A 14,155-nucleotide genomic window follows, 5' to 3' on the forward strand; every position below is an offset into this window, starting at 1 on the left:
ACAGGATGCGTGCGGAATGTGATGTGCTGGGACCGATAGCGCACATGGCAAGGGCTTACGACATACGACAGCCACAAGAAGCCCAGGCCGCACGGCGGGAACCGCAAGCAAACCGCAAGCAACACAGGGCACTTGCAGCAGACGCGCACCACCACACACGACGCTCGATGCACCACCACGGGGGACGAGGGAGGGGTATGGCATGGGGTCGGAGCAGATCCGCCGCTGGGAGTCGGGCGCACTCGCGCACGCCGTGACGGACCCCTTCGGCCAGGGGCCGGTCCCCTGGCTGCGCGGCAACGTGACGTACTTCGACGACACCGGCCAGGTCGTCCCCTGGTACGTCGACGGCCAGGCCCACCCGCCGACGTCGGACACCCCAAGGGTCCCCGCGCCCCGCAGCGCCGGCCCCCGCTCGGCCGACGACGTGCGCCGCCAGATCAAGGGCTTCATCTCCACCGGCGCGGTCGCCCCCGGCGAGGCCGTCGACTTCCACATCACCGTCGACCCGCCGCAGGAATTCGCCGTCGACATCTACCGCATCGGCCACTACGGCGGCGACGGCGCCGCGAAGATCACCACCAGCCCCCGCCTCTCCGGCATCGTCCAGCCGCCCCCGCTCACCGCCGACCGCACGGTCTCCTGCCACCACTGGTGGCTGTCCTGGCGCCTGCAGATCCCGTCGTACTGGAGCATCGGCGCGTATGTGGCCGTCCTGACCACGCTGGACGGCTACCGCTCGCACATCCCGTTCACCGTCCGCGACAACCACCCCGCGGACCTGCTCCTGCTCCTCCCCGACGTGACCTGGCAGGCCTACAACCTCTACCCCGAGGACGGCCGCATCGGCGCCAGCCTCTACCACGCGTGGGATGACGACGGCCGGCTGCTCGGCGAGGCCGACGCCGCCACGACCGTCTCCTTCGACCGCCCGTACGCGGGCGCGGGCCTGCCCCTGCACGTCGGCCACGCCTACGACTTCATCCGCTGGGCCGAGCGCTACGGCTACGACATCGCCTACGCCGACGCCCGGGACCTGCACGCAGGACACGTCGACCCCACCCGTTACCGCGGCCTGGTCTTCCCCGGCCACGACGAGTACTGGTCGACGAACATGCGCCGCACGGTGGAGCTGGCCCGCGAGAACGGCACATCCCTCGTGTTCCTCTCCGCCAATTCCATGTACTGGCAGGTGGAGTTGGGCCCGTCCCCGTCCGGCGTCCCGGACCGACTCCTCACCTGCCGCAAGCGCAAGGGCCCCGGCCGCTCGGTCCTCTGGCGTGAGATCGACCGCCCCGAACAGGAGGTGATCGGCATCCAGTACGCGGGCCAGGTCCCGGAGCCGCACCCCCTGATCGTCCGCAACGCCGACCACTGGCTGTGGGAGGCGACCGGCGCCCACGAGGGCGACGAGATCAAGGACCTGGTCGCGGGCGAGGCCGACCGCTACTTCCCGCGCACCCCGCTCCCCGAGCACGAGGAGCGCATCCTGCTCGCCCACTCCCCGTACGCCGACCGCGAAGGCGCCGTGCGCCACCAGGAGACGTCCCTCTACCGCGCCACGTCCGGCGCCCTGGTCTTCGCGTCCGGGACGTTCGCGTGGTCCCCGGCACTGGACCGCCCGGGCCACGTCGACGCCCGGGTCCAGCGCGCCACCGCCAACCTCCTGGACCGCATCTGCAAGCGTGACTGAGCTCACCCAGCTCACCCCAGTCGCCACCCAGCACACCCTCAGCCGCTCACCCAGCACACCCCCAGTCCAAGGTCAGCGCCCCGTACGGGACAATCGACCCATTGGACAGAACCACGGGGAGGAACCGTGTCCGGATTCGTAGAAAAGCCCGAGCCGATTCAGGTTCCGGGCCTGGTGCACCTGCACACCGGCAAGGTGCGCGAGCTGTACCAGAACGAGGCCGGTGACCTCGTGATGGTCGCCAGCGACCGTATGTCCGCCTATGACTGGGTGCTGCCGACCGAGATCCCCGACAAGGGGCGCATCCTCACGCAGCTCTCCCTGTGGTGGTTCGACCAGCTCGCCGATCTGGTCCCCAACCACGTGCTGGGCGCCGACGTGCCCGAGGGCGCCCCCGCCGACTGGGCGGGCCGCACGCTCATCTGCAAGTCGCTCCAGATGGTCCCGGTGGAGGCCGTGGCCCGCGGCTACCTCACCGGCTCCGGGCTGCTGGAGTACAACGACGCCCGCACGGTCTGCGGCCTCGCCCTCCCCGAGGGCCTCGTCGACGGCAGCGAGCTCCCCGCCCCGATCTTCACCCCGGCGACCAAGGCCGCGGTCGGCGAGCACGACGAGAACGTCTCCTACGAGGAGGTCGTCCGCCAGGTCGGCGCCGACACCGCCGCCCAGCTGCGCCAGGCGACCCTCGCCGTCTACTCCCGCGGCCGGGACATCGCCCGCGACCGCGGCATCATCCTCGCGGACACCAAGTTCGAGTTCGGCTTCGAGGGGGAGACGCTGGTCATCGCCGACGAGGTCCTCACCCCGGACTCCTCCCGCTTCTGGCCGGCCGAGCAGTGGGAGCCGGGCCGCGCGCAGCCGTCGTACGACAAGCAGTTCGTCCGTGACTGGCTGACCTCGCCGGCCTCCGGCTGGGACCGCAAGAGCGAGCAGCCCCCGCCGCCGCTGCCGCAGGAGGTCGTCGACGCGACCCGGGCGAAGTACGTGGAGGCGTACGAGCGCCTGACGGGCATGAGCTGGGCGTAACGCAAAAGGCCCCCGGAGAACCGGGGGCCTTTCGAAATGGAGCGAACGACGAGGTTCGAACTCGCGACCTCAACCTTGGCAAGGTTGCGCTCTACCAACTGAGCTACGTTCGCATGCGCCGTGGCGCGAGAACCACTATACCCAACCCCGCTCCCGCGCGAGACGCACCGCCGCGTGCCGGTTCTCCGCCCCGAGCTTGGAGACGGCGGAGGACAGATAGTTCCGCACGGTCCCCTGTGACAGTGCGGCCCGCTCCGCGATCTCCGCGACGGGCGCCCCGTCGGCGGCGAGTTCCAGCACCTCGGCCTCCCGGGCGGTCAGCGGCGAGTCCCCGGCGGCGATGGCGTCGGCGGCCAACTCCGGATCGACGTAACGGTTTCCGGCGTGCACGGTACGGATGATCTCCGCGAGCCGCTGGGCGCTGACGGTCTTCGGGACGAACCCGCGCACACCCGCCGCAAGGGCCCGTTTCAGATGCCCGGGCCGGCCGTGACTGGTCACGATCAGCACCTGGCACCTGGGCAGTTCGGCCCGCAGTGATGTGGCGACCTTCACACCGTCCGCCCCGGGCATCTGCAGATCGAGGACGGCCACGTCCGGTTCGTGCGCCCGTGCCATCGCCAGCGCCTCCGGCCCGGTCGCCGCCTCGGCGACGATCATCAGGTCGTCCTCCAGGGAGAGCAGGGTGGCGAGCGCCCCCCGGATCAGATGCTCGTCGTCGGCGAGGAGCAGTCGTACGGGCCCTGCCGGGCGGCCGGACGTACGGTCGCTCCGCAGGTCGGTCATACGGCGACCTCCCGCACACCCGCCCCCGCCAGCGGCACCTCCGCCACCAGCCGGAACACCGCCTCGCCCACGTGACCGGCGTCCAGCGTCCCGTCCACCGCGGCCAGCCGCTCCCGCAGCCCGGCCAGCCCGGAGCCCCCACCTTCGTCGGAGGCTCCGGCCGCCCCGTCGTTCTCCACCGTCAACACCACGCGCCCCTCGCTCACCGATACCCCCACCGAGCACCGCCCGGCATTCCCGTGCCGCAGCACATTGGTGGTCGCCTCCCGGACCACCCAGGCCAGCGCCGACTGCACCTCGACGGGGAGCCCCGCCGTCCGGCCGGTCACCCGGCACTCGATCCCGGCCGCCTTCAACACCCCCTGCGCACCGGCCAGTTCAACCTCCAGGTCGACCTCCCGATAGCCGCGTACGACGTCCCGCACCTCGCGCTGCGACTCGCCGGCGATGCGCTGCACCTCGATCATCTGCTCCACGGCCTCGGGCCGCCCGCGCCGCGCGAGCTGCACGGCGAGTTCGCTCTTCAGGGCGATGACCGACAGATTCCGCCCCATGACGTCGTGCAGATCCCGCCCGAACCGCAGCCGCTCCTCGGCGACGGCGAGCCGGGCCCGGGTCTCGCGGGCCTCGTCGAGTTCGTAGACGGCGTTCAGGAGCCAGACGGAGAAACCGGACGTGAGGGCCAGGATTCCGCAGGCGATGAAGACCGCCACCGACGCGCCCAGCGCCGCCGGGACCGGGGAGCCGAGCGGCAGGGCCACGAGTCCGGTGGCCACCGCGGTTCCCGCGACGATCGCGAACACGCGCCGCCTGCTGCCGACGCCGAGCGTGATGGTGCCGACCGTGAAGGCCAGCGTGCCGCCCAGGACCGTGCCCACCGCGGTGTCGACATCCTCGCCGTTCGGGCCGTACCGCACGATGAGGGTGGTGGCGACGACGACCGCCATGGCGACGGTGACGAGCCCCGCCATCGCCCGCAGCGGCTGCGCACGGCGGCCGCGCGTCCAGTCGAGGGCCCGCGACGCGGTGAAGGCACAGGCCACGGCGTGCGCGCACACCATCAGAAACAGCCAGCGCGCGATCCCGGGCTCGGACGTCGTCGAGCCGACGGCGGGCAGACCGAGCGTGGCGACCTCGATCACCGCGAAGAAGTGGAACGACCACCGTGTGTACGTCTCGACCTTCGCCGGGGTGCTCTTGCCCCGCCACCACGTTCCCGGCCCGCGCATGCGCCGTCCCCCCTGCCTCAGTGCCGTGGCTCCCATCGGAACCACCGTCGCACAGCCAACACGCCCAGGACCGTCCAGGCCAGCCCGGTCAGCACGGGACCGATCACCTCGTACGCCGACAGGTCGCCGGTCCAGCCACCCCGCAGCAGGGTGATCACCGGGGTCAGCGGCAGGAACTCGCACACCGACGCCACCCGGTCCGGCAGCACCTCGAGGGGGACGAACATCCCGGAGAAGATCATGGACAGGAACACCACGGGCAGTGTCGTGACCTGCGCACTCTCGACGCTGCGAGTGAACGACGCGGTCACGGCGCCCAGCGACGCGCACAGCACGACCCCCAACAGCAGGCCCAGCACGGCCAGATGGGGAGCAGCCGGCGCGCCCACGTCGAGCAGGACGGCGCAGCCGACCGCCAGCACCAGGCTCTGCGCGATGCCGGTGACCACGGCCGGCAGCGCGGCCCCGGCCAGGATCTCCGCGTCCTTGAGCTCGCCGGTGCGCAGCCGTTTGAGGACGAGCTCCTCGCGCCGGGCGGTGTAGACGGAGACGAGCGTGGCGTACACCGCGTAGAGCAGGGAGAAGCCGATCGATGCGGGCAGGACGACCGTGCCGAGGGAAAGGCCGGCCTCCGCCAGGTCCATCCCCTTCGCAGCCTCCCGCACGCTGAAGGGCAGCAGCAGCGGTACGAACAGCGCCGCGAACAGCGTGCCCCTGCTGCGCCCGAGCAGCGTCACCTCCGCGCGGGCCAACGCCGTCATGCGTCCCACCGGGGTGGTCATCGCCGTACTCATGCCGCGTACTCCTTCTTCTCGGCGGCGCCGGCCGCCTCCCGCGCGATCCCCAGGAACGCCTCCTCAAGCGACGCCGGACGCACGTCCAGCCGCCGCAGCTCCACCCCTGCCGTGTCCGCCCACACCAGGAGCCGGGTCGCGGTGCGCTGCAACTCGTGGGTGCGCAGCCGTACGACGCGCCCGTCGATCTCGTGCTCGCGCACGCCCATGTCGTCGAGGGGCGGCAGATCCCCCACGAAGTAGCCCTGGGGCAGCTCGAAGGAGATCCGCGAGGGCTGTGCCGCCGTCACCTCGGCCGGCGTCCCGGCGGCGGCGATGCGTCCCTCGTGCAGGATCGCGATGCGGTCGGCGAGGTTCTCGGCCTCTTCTAGGTAGTGCGTGGTCAGCAGCACGGTCGTACCGGCGTCGCGCAGTTCCCGGACCAATTCCCAGGTGTCCCGGCGCCCTTCGGCGTCGAGCCCGGTCGTCGGCTCGTCCAGGAACAGCACCTCGGGCCTGCCCAGCAGGGCGAGCGCCAGATCCAGCCGCCGCCGTTCACCGCCGGACAGCTGCTTCACCCGCACCCCGGCCCGCCGCCCGAGCCCGACCATGTCCAGGGCCTCGGCCTCGGGCATGGCCCCGCTCACGCACCCCGCCCACATCCGCGCGGTCTCGGCGACGGTCAGCTCGGACGGAAAGCCGCCCTCCTGCAACATCACCCCGGTCCGCGGCCGTACGACGTCCCGCTCGGCGTGGGGATCGTGCCCGAGCACCCGCACCCGCCCCCCGGCGGGCCGGGCGAGCCCTTCGAGCAGTTCGACGGTGGACGTCTTGCCCGCGCCATTGGTGCCGAGCAGCGCGAAGACCTCGCCGCGGTCCACGGAGAACGTGATTCCGCGCACCGCTTCGAACCCGCCCCCGTACACACGACGCAGGTCGGTGACCTCAATCACGTGTTCGTGTTCGTTGATGTTCATGACACCAGCGTCCCGGCGATCCGATGCCGGAAGCAGTGCGCGCTGTCATCACTCCGCATGACAAATGTCAGGGGACGCGCGCCGGATAACGAAAAGACCCCGGTCCATCAGGACCGGGGTCTCATTCCCGAGCGGACGACGAGGCTCGAACTCGCGACCTCAACCTTGGCAAGGTTGCGCTCTACCAACTGAGCTACGTCCGCATTGCCCCCGACCGGCTCTCACCGATCGGTGCGAGCACCAGCCTACCTGATCCACTTACGTGGTCAGTACGGTGGTGCAGAGCGGGTGACAGGAATTGCACACTGCGCCTTCCCCCTGGAAGGGGGATGTTCTACTACTGAACTACACCCGCAAGCTCGGCGAGCTGGGCTTTTCTGCCCCGCCCGGCGGCGTGCCCCAGACATTAGCTGATCAGCAGGGGGGTAGCGCAAGTCGGTTGTCGCACCGGCTCAAGTCGGCCGTCCTCAGGGCGCGCTGACGGACCCTGAGGACACGTCCTCGGAGTACCTCACCGGGCCGAGGCGAACGCCTCGTAGACCTTCTTGGGGATGCGGCCGCGGGCCGGCACCTCCATCTTGTTGGCCTGGGCCCAGGCCCGGACGGCCGCCGGGTCCGGGGCGACCTCGGTCTGCTTGTACGCCTTGCCTGACTTCGACCGCTTGCGGCCGGCGTCCACGTAGGGCGCGAGCGCCTTACGCAGTTTCTTGGCATTGGCTTCATTCAGGTCGATCTCGTACGACTTGCCGTCGAGTCCGAAGGCGATCGTTTCCGCCGCTTCCGAGCCGTCGATGTCGTCAAAGAGAGTGACCACGACCTTCTGCGCCACGAATATCGGTCCCTTCGTCCGGCATGTCATACAGCTCAGCTGGGATGACGTGCCGAGTGTCGGCTATTTGCCAATTCATTTGTACAGTGCCCGGCAATGCAATGTGAAGCCCGACTAAATCTGTCCGCGTGTCAAAAATCAAGAGGGAGCGCAGCGACTTCGATTGAGGGTGGTGGTGGGAGACGGGCGGGCGCAATACCTATCTGCGGCTGACCGGGGATCTTTCCCGTAACTTTTCGTGAACGCCCCCCTCCCGTACCTCATCGTGATGGCTGTCACGTAGCTTCCTACAACTCTACTCGCGTAGAAATTTTGTGCGGGTAGTCTGAAGGAACCTGCTCAGCACCACACACCGGGAGTGCCAGTGGCACGCGTCGTAGTCGACGTCATGCTCAAGCCGGAGATCCTCGACCCCCAGGGCCAGGCGGTGCAGCGCGCACTGCCGCGGCTGGGATTCGAAGGCATCTCGGACGTACGTCAGGGAAAGCGATTCGAACTGGAAGTTGACGGGCCGGTCGACGAGGCCGCGCTCGCCCGCATCCACGATCTTGCGGAATCCTTCCTCGCCAACACCGTGATCGAGGACTTCACCGTCAAGGTGGAGGAAGTCGCGGAGGCCGCGAAGTGACCGCTCGTATTGGCGTCGTCACTTTCCCGGGGAGTCTCGATGACCGGGACACCCAGCGCGCGATCCGCCTCGCGGGCGCGGAACCGGTCGCCCTCTGGCACAAGGACAAGGACCTCAAGCAGGTCGATGCCGTGGTGCTGCCCGGCGGTTTCTCCTACGGCGACTATCTGCGCGCCGGAGCCATCTCCCGGTTCTCGCCGGTGATGGAGACCGTCATCGAGCAGGCGAAGACCGGACTGCCGGTTCTCGGTATCTGTAACGGCTTCCAGGTACTCACCGAGGCGCACCTGCTGCCCGGCGGGATGCTCGGCAACGACCATCTGCACTTCATCTGCCGCGACCAGAAGCTGCGGGTGGAGAACGCGGAAACCTCCTGGACCAGTGATTACGAGAGCGGGCAGGAGATCCACATCCCGCTCAAGAACATGGACGGCCGTTATGTCGCCGACCGGTACACGCTGGACAAGCTGGAGGCCGAGGGCCGCGTCGCGTTCCGGTACCTGGACTTCAACCCGAACGGCTCGCTCAACGACATCGCCGGCATCACCAACGAGGCCGGCAACGTCGTAGGCCTCATGCCGCACCCGGAGCACGCCGTCGAGCCCCTGATCGGGTCGGGCCGCACCGACGGTCTCCCCTTCTTCACCTCGATCCTCAAGAAGCTGGTCAACGCATGAGCCGGACGCCTCTGGACACGGTCGAGCACGCGGCCGCGACCCCCGACGTCGAGCTGCCCTGGGCCGAACTCGGCCTGAAGAAGGACGAGTACGAGAGGGTCGTGGAGATCCTCGGCCGCCGGCCCACCGGTGCCGAGCTCGCCATGTACTCGGTCATGTGGTCCGAGCACTGCTCGTACAAGTCCTCCAAGGTCCACCTCCGCCAGTTCGGCGAGAAGGCCCCCGAGTCCGACGCGATGCTCGTCGGCATCGGCGAGAACGCCGGTGTGGTGGACGTCGGCCAGGGCTACGCCGTGACCTTCAAGGTCGAGTCGCACAACCACCCGTCGTACGTCGAGCCCTACCAGGGTGCCGCGACCGGTGTCGGTGGCATCGTCCGCGACATCATCGCGATGGGCGCGCGCCCGGTGGCCGTCGTCGACCCGCTGCGCTTCGGTGCCGCCGACCACCCCGACACCAAGCGGGTGCTCCCCGGTGTCGTCGCGGGCATCGGCGGCTACGGCAACTGCCTGGGCCTGCCCAACATCGGCGGCGAGGTCGTCTTCGACTCCTGCTACCAGGGCAATCCGCTGGTCAACGCCGGTGCCATCGGTGTGATGCGGCACGAGGACATCCACCTCGCGAAGGCGTCCGGCGCCGGCAACAAGGTCATCCTGTACGGGGCCCGTACGGGCGGTGACGGCATCGGCGGCGCGTCGATCCTCGCGTCCGAGACCTTCGACGACGCCAAGCCGTCGAAGCGCCCGGCCGTCCAGGTCGGCGACCCCTTCCAGGAGAAGCTCCTCATCGAGTGCACCCTGGAGGCCTTCCAGGAGAAGCTGGTCGTCGGTATCCAGGACCTCGGCGCGGCGGGGCTGTCCTGCGCCACCTCCGAGCTGGCCTCCAACGGCTCCGGCGGCATGCGCGTCACCCTGGACGACGTCCCGCTGCGCGACTCCACGCTCTCGCCCGAGGAAATCCTCATGAGCGAGTCGCAGGAGCGCATGTGCGCGGTCGTCGAGCCGGCGAAGGTCGACCGGTTCCTGGAGATCTGCGAGAAGTGGGACGTCATCGCCACCGTCATCGGTGAGGTGACCGACGGCGACCGCCTGGAGATCTACTGGCACGGCGGCAAGATCGTCGACGTCGACCCGCGCACCGTGGCGCACGAGGGCCCGGTCTACGAGCGCCCGTACGCCCGTCCGTCCTGGCAGGACGAGCTGCAGGCCGACGACGCGAACAAGCTGCCCCGCCCTACGACCTCGGCCGAGCTGAAGGACCAGGTCGTGAAGCTGGTCGGCTCCCCGAACCAGGCCTCCAAGAAGTGGATCACCTCGCAGTACGACCACTTCGTGCAGGGCAACACCGTCCTCGCCCAGCCCGAGGACTCCGGCATGATCCGCATCGACGACGAGACCGGCCTCGGCGTCGCCATCGCCACGGACGGCAACGGCCGGTACGCGAAGCTGGACCCGTACCACGGCGCCCAGCTGGCGCTGGCGGAGGCGTACCGCAACGTCGCCACGACCGGCGCCAAGCCGCTCGCGGTCTCCGACTGCCTGAACTTCGGCTCGCCCGAGGACCCGGCGGTGATGTGGCAGTTCGCGGAGGCCGTGCGCGGACTGGCGGACGCCTGCCAGCAGTTGGGCACCCCGGTGACCGGCGGCAACGTCTCGCTCTACAACCAGACCGGCGACGTGGCCATCCACCCGACGCCGGTCGTGGCCGTCCTCGGCGTTATCGACGACGTCGCGCGCCGCACGCCGGTCGCCTTCCAGGAGGAGGGGCAGCTGCTCTACCTCCTCGGCGACACGCGTGAGGAGTTCGGCGGCTCGGCCTGGTCGCAGGTCGTGCACGACCACCTCGGCGGTCTGCCGCCCCAGGTGGACCTGGAGCGCGAGCGGCTGCTCGCCGAGATCCTGATCTCCGCCTCCCGCGACGGCATGATCGACTCCGCCCACGACCTGTCCGACGGCGGTCTGATCCAGGCGGTCGTCGAGTCGGCGCTGCTCGGCGGCAAGGGCGCGCGTCTGGTCGTACCGGACGGGCTGGACGCCTTCACCTTCCTCTTCTCCGAGTCGGCGGGACGCGCGGTCGTCGCCGTGCCGCGCTCCGAGGAGCTCCGCTTCAACGACATGTGCGGTGCGCGGGGCCTGCCGGTCACCCGCATCGGTGTCGTCGACGGCGACTCGGTGGAACTGCAGGGCGAGTTCGCGCTCTCGCTGGAGGGCCTGCGCGAGACGCACGAGGCGCCGATTCCTGCGCTGTTGAAGTAGACGAGGGGCCCTACCGCTCCGAAGCCCCCGTCCGGTCACCGGGCGGGGGCTTCGCCGTACCGCCCTCCGAGCACCGGCATGCCGATGGTTGCACGTAATTACGTAGTTCCGTAGCATCGCAGCGTGGAACTTGAACAACGCGTCGCCGACCTCGAGCGACGGCTGGCAGCGCTGGAGAGCGCGCAGCAGACCGCCCCCCGCATCGGCGAGGGCGACTTCTGGGCCCTTCAGGGGTTCAAGGAGCAGCTGGCCGAGCTGGGCGCGGCCGACGGCGGAGTGCTGTTCACCGGCGCGGTTCGGCTGCCGACCGGGGAGCAGTACGAGTGGCAGCACGGCGCGCTGACCGAGGGGCTGCTGGACGCCGAGTGGACCGAGGCCGCCGAGTCCTTCGCGGCCCTCGGTCACCCGGTCCGGCTCCGGCTGCTCCGCGAGGTCATCGCCGGCCGGCGCACCGCGGCCGAACTGGCCGAGCTGGACGAGGTCGGCACGACCGGCCAGATCTACCACCACCTGCGCCAGCTCACAGGCGCGGGCTGGCTGCACACGACCGGCCGGGGCCGTTACGAGGTGCCGCCGGGGCGGGTCGTACCGCTGCTGGTGGCGCTGTCGGCGGCCCGTCCGTAACAAGGCCCGCAGCAACGCCCGAGGAGACGTCCGGCGCAACGCCCGAAGCAAGGGACCGAACAGGGACCGAACAGGAATCGAAAAGGGACCGACCCAGAGGGGGAACGATGTCCGCACGCAAGCTCGCCATGGTGGCCTTCCGCGGCCTCCAGCTGGCCTTCATCGGCCTGGTGATCGCCCACATCTGCTTCGGCTGGGGCTACCCGGTCTGGTGGGACTTCCTGCCGCTGGTCCTCGCGTACGTCGTCGTCACCGTCGCCAACCGCTGGGGCGGCGCCCCGGACAGCTCGCGCCGGGCCCGGGAACCCGTCGAGGTCGGCCCGCCGGTCACCGGCCGCTGGTCCGCGCTGAACAGCCCGGCCGACCGCACCCCGAGCCATGGCATCCACGCCCACGGGCAGACGTACGCCATCGACATCATCGCCGAGCCGGAACCCGGCGCCCGCCCCGCCTTCCACTGGCTGTGGCCGATCGCCCGACGCCCCCAGGACTTCCCGGCCTTCGACGAACCGATCCTCGCGGTCGCCGACGCCACGGTCGTGCGGGCCGTCGACGGGCAGCGCGATCACCTGAGCCGCAACTCGCTCGCGGGGCTGCTGTACCTGATGCTGGCCGAGGGCTCGGTCCGCGAGATGGCGGGCCTTCGCCGCATCCTCGGCAACCACCTGATCCTGGACCTCGGCAACGGCACCTACGCGGCCTACGCGCACCTGCGGCGCGGCTCGCTCACCGCCCGGGAGGGCGACCGGGTGCACGCCGGGCAGGTCATCGCCCGCTGCGGAAACTCGGGCAACTCCTCCGAGCCGCACCTGCACTTCCAGCTGATGGACGGCCCGGACCCGGACAGCGCCCGTGGCGTGCCCTTCGGCTGGCGCGGCGTCGGAGTGCCGCGCAACCAGGAGGTGTTCGAGGTGGTCGGCCCGGTTGTCGGTGCCGCCGACTAATCTCGCGCCCATGCCCCCGGCCAAGAAGCGCGCCCGCACCTACGACCCCGCCAAGATCCGCACCGCGGTCCTCACCCAGTTCGGGCACGTCCGCGAGGCCGTCCGCACCCTCACCCCCGAGCAAGTGGCCCTGCCCACCCGCCTGGAGGGCTGGACCGTACGGGACCTGGCGGCGCACGTGGCCATGACCGTGGACGCCGTGAGCCGCCACCTCGACCGCGACGAACCGGCGAAAGCCGAGCTCGCCCTTCTGGACTGGCCCTTCGCCACGGCGGCCCTCGCCGGCGACATCGACGACGGCACCCGCGACCTCGCCGCCGCCAACCCCGACCTGGTAGCCCTCTACGCCCGCACCGAGGAACGCCTCACACAGAGGCTGGCGGACGCCCCCGGCGGCCGGCTCCTCGCCGCCCGCATCGGCGCGATGCCCCTCGCCGACTACCTGGTCACCCGCACCGTCGAGCTCGTCGTCCACACCGACGACCTGAACGCCGCCGTCCCCGGCCTCGGCATCCCGTACGACCGTCAGGCCCTCGCCGCCTGCACCCGCCTCCTCGCGGACGCGCTCGCCGCGAAGGCACCCGGCGGGTCGACCGAGGTGCGGATTCCGCCGTATGCCGTCGTGCAGTGCGTCGAGGGGCCGAGGCACACCCGGGGCACGCCGCCGAACGTCGTCGAGACCGATCCGCTGACCTGGATCCGGCTGGCCACCGGGAGGGTGGCGTGGCAGGCGTCCATCGCGCGGGCCAAGGTGCGCGCGAGCGGGGAGCGGGCGGATCTGGGCGGGCTGCTGCCGCTCATGGGGTGAGGCCGGACCGGAGAAAGGGCGGCCGGGGTTGGCGTGCCCCGTCCGGCCTCACAAGCGGAACCAGTCTCGCGTCCCTCCCGTCCCACCGGCATGAACACACTCGGCACCCTCGGTAAGGACAAGAAGCGACTGGCCGCCTTTGCCACGCTGACCCTCCTCCCGCTCGCCGTGGCCTGCGGCAGCGAGGACGCGGGCAGTGACACGGTCGGCTCCGGGGCGTCGGCCTCCGTCACCGGCGCGCACTGGGCCGTCGACGAGGTCACCGTCGACGGAAAGAAGAGCGCCGCCCCGAGCAACGCCTATGTGCGCATCGCCGACGGCGGCAAGGTCAAGGGCAACCTGGGCTGCAACAACTTCGGCGCCGACGCCGCCTTCACCGACAGCAAGGTCACCTTCGACAAGATGCAGGCGACCGAGATGGCCTGCGAAGGCGTCCCCCCGAACTTCGAGGTGACCCTCGCCCGCACCCTCTCCGACGGCAACCTCACGGCCGAGGTCGACGGCGACAAGCTCACCCTCACCACGACGGACGGCGACCGCGTCGCCCTCACCAAGGAGAAGGCGGCCCCGCTGGCGGGCACGAAGTGGGCCATCACCAGCCCCGACACCGACGGCAAGGCCCACCTCACGTTCGACGAGAAGACCGGCCTGGTCAACGGCAGCCTCGGCTGCAACAAGGTGAGGGCCGAGGCCACGGTCCGCGACGGCAGTATCACGCTCGGCACGGCGTCCACCACGCGAATGATGTGCGACACCTCACTCATGAATACGGAGAAGACCCTCCTGGGCCTCTTCGACGGCACGGTGAAGTACCGAGTGGATCACCGCACCCTCGTGCTGACCAGCGAAAACGGCGAGCGCGTAAACGCGGCCGCCACTGAGTGATCATTTACAGGCGCGTATCCC

At 70.2% G+C, this 14,155-nt stretch carries 14 protein-coding genes and 3 tRNA genes; 9 read left to right on the forward strand and 8 right to left on the reverse strand.

Translation table 11 applies throughout. From position 1 onward, the window contains the following. The first annotated feature begins 202 nt into the window (after positions 1–202). Together ACZ7L5_RS16665 and ACZ7L5_RS16670 are read left to right on the forward strand one after the other, a co-directional pair. A complete protein-coding gene (locus tag ACZ7L5_RS16665; RefSeq protein ID WP_365061392.1) occupies positions 203–1,693 on the forward strand; it encodes a N,N-dimethylformamidase beta subunit family domain-containing protein in 1,491 nt (496 codons plus the stop codon). A 126-nt stretch (positions 1,694–1,819) separates the two neighbouring features. After that, positions 1,820–2,719: a phosphoribosylaminoimidazolesuccinocarboxamide synthase gene (locus tag ACZ7L5_RS16670; RefSeq protein ID WP_471517281.1), complete on the forward strand. Its 900-nt coding sequence runs from the start codon at positions 1,820–1,822 to the stop codon at positions 2,717–2,719. Positions 2,720–2,756: 37 nt separating this feature from the next. Here ACZ7L5_RS16670 and ACZ7L5_RS16675 read toward each other — a convergent pair. From ACZ7L5_RS16675 to ACZ7L5_RS16710, 8 genes are all read right to left on the reverse strand, one after another. Continuing rightward, positions 2,757–2,832: transfer RNA gene (locus ACZ7L5_RS16675), tRNA-Gly, on the reverse strand. A 22-nt stretch (positions 2,833–2,854) separates the two neighbouring features. Then, entirely contained in the window at positions 2,855–3,505 is a 651-nt protein-coding gene (locus tag ACZ7L5_RS16680) for a response regulator transcription factor (protein WP_362387114.1), read from the reverse strand. Continuing rightward, on the reverse strand, positions 3,502–4,734 hold the full coding sequence (locus ACZ7L5_RS16685) for a sensor histidine kinase (protein WP_471517282.1): 1,233 nt from the start codon (positions 4,732–4,734) through the stop codon (positions 3,502–3,504). The genes ACZ7L5_RS16680 and ACZ7L5_RS16685 overlap by 4 nt, the downstream gene beginning before the upstream one ends. 17 nt (positions 4,735–4,751) lie before the next feature. Beyond that, the gene (locus ACZ7L5_RS16690) at positions 4,752–5,528 is read right to left on the reverse strand and encodes an ABC transporter permease (RefSeq protein ID WP_471517283.1); all 777 of its coding nucleotides are present in this window, start codon (positions 5,526–5,528) and stop codon (positions 4,752–4,754) included. Beyond that, positions 5,525–6,484, reverse strand: a complete 960-nt coding sequence (locus tag ACZ7L5_RS16695) for an ABC transporter ATP-binding protein (protein WP_406200539.1) — start codon at positions 6,482–6,484, stop codon at positions 5,525–5,527. Before ACZ7L5_RS16695 ends, ACZ7L5_RS16690 begins: the two co-directional genes overlap by 4 nt. Before the next feature lie 130 nt (positions 6,485–6,614). Further along, positions 6,615–6,687: transfer RNA gene (locus ACZ7L5_RS16700), tRNA-Gly, on the reverse strand. Between the two features lie 80 nt (positions 6,688–6,767). Then, a tRNA-Gly gene (locus tag ACZ7L5_RS16705) sits at positions 6,768–6,839 on the reverse strand. 156 nt (positions 6,840–6,995) lie between these two features. Then, a complete protein-coding gene (locus ACZ7L5_RS16710; protein WP_328880675.1) occupies positions 6,996–7,313 on the reverse strand; it encodes a histone-like nucleoid-structuring protein Lsr2 in 318 nt (105 codons plus the stop codon). Between the two features lie 364 nt (positions 7,314–7,677). Here ACZ7L5_RS16710 and purS point away from each other — a divergent pair, with 364 nt between their 5' ends. The 7 genes from purS (at position 7,678) to ACZ7L5_RS16745 (ending at position 14,134) form a co-directional block, all read left to right on the forward strand. Continuing rightward, positions 7,678–7,941 carry a phosphoribosylformylglycinamidine synthase subunit PurS gene (gene purS, locus ACZ7L5_RS16715; RefSeq protein WP_015659417.1) on the forward strand — a complete coding sequence of 88 codons (264 nt, stop codon included), beginning with the start codon at positions 7,678–7,680 and terminating at the stop codon, positions 7,939–7,941. After that, positions 7,938–8,618, forward strand: coding sequence for a phosphoribosylformylglycinamidine synthase subunit PurQ (gene purQ, locus ACZ7L5_RS16720; protein WP_471517284.1), 681 nt, complete (start codon positions 7,938–7,940; stop codon positions 8,616–8,618). Before purS ends, purQ begins: the two co-directional genes overlap by 4 nt. Next, positions 8,615–10,873: a phosphoribosylformylglycinamidine synthase subunit PurL gene (gene purL / locus ACZ7L5_RS16725; RefSeq protein ID WP_471517285.1), complete on the forward strand. Its 2,259-nt coding sequence runs from the start codon at positions 8,615–8,617 to the stop codon at positions 10,871–10,873. Before purQ ends, purL begins: the two co-directional genes overlap by 4 nt. 123 nt (positions 10,874–10,996) lie before the next feature. Next, positions 10,997–11,497, forward strand: coding sequence for an ArsR/SmtB family transcription factor (locus ACZ7L5_RS16730; protein ID WP_362387120.1), 501 nt, complete (start codon positions 10,997–10,999; stop codon positions 11,495–11,497). Positions 11,498–11,604: 107 nt separating this feature from the next. Then, positions 11,605–12,441 (forward strand): M23 family metallopeptidase, encoded by an 837-nt coding sequence (locus tag ACZ7L5_RS16735; protein WP_471517286.1) that lies wholly within the window; start codon positions 11,605–11,607, stop codon positions 12,439–12,441. Positions 12,442–12,451: 10 nt separating this feature from the next. Continuing rightward, the gene (locus ACZ7L5_RS16740) at positions 12,452–13,249 is read left to right on the forward strand and encodes a maleylpyruvate isomerase family mycothiol-dependent enzyme (RefSeq protein ID WP_471517288.1); all 798 of its coding nucleotides are present in this window, start codon (positions 12,452–12,454) and stop codon (positions 13,247–13,249) included. Positions 13,250–13,339: 90 nt separating this feature from the next. After that, entirely contained in the window at positions 13,340–14,134 is a 795-nt protein-coding gene (locus ACZ7L5_RS16745) for an META domain-containing protein (RefSeq protein WP_471517290.1), read from the forward strand. Positions 14,135–14,155 lie beyond the last annotated feature (21 nt).

The organism is Streptomyces sp. NPDC107528 (assembly GCF_055639295.1).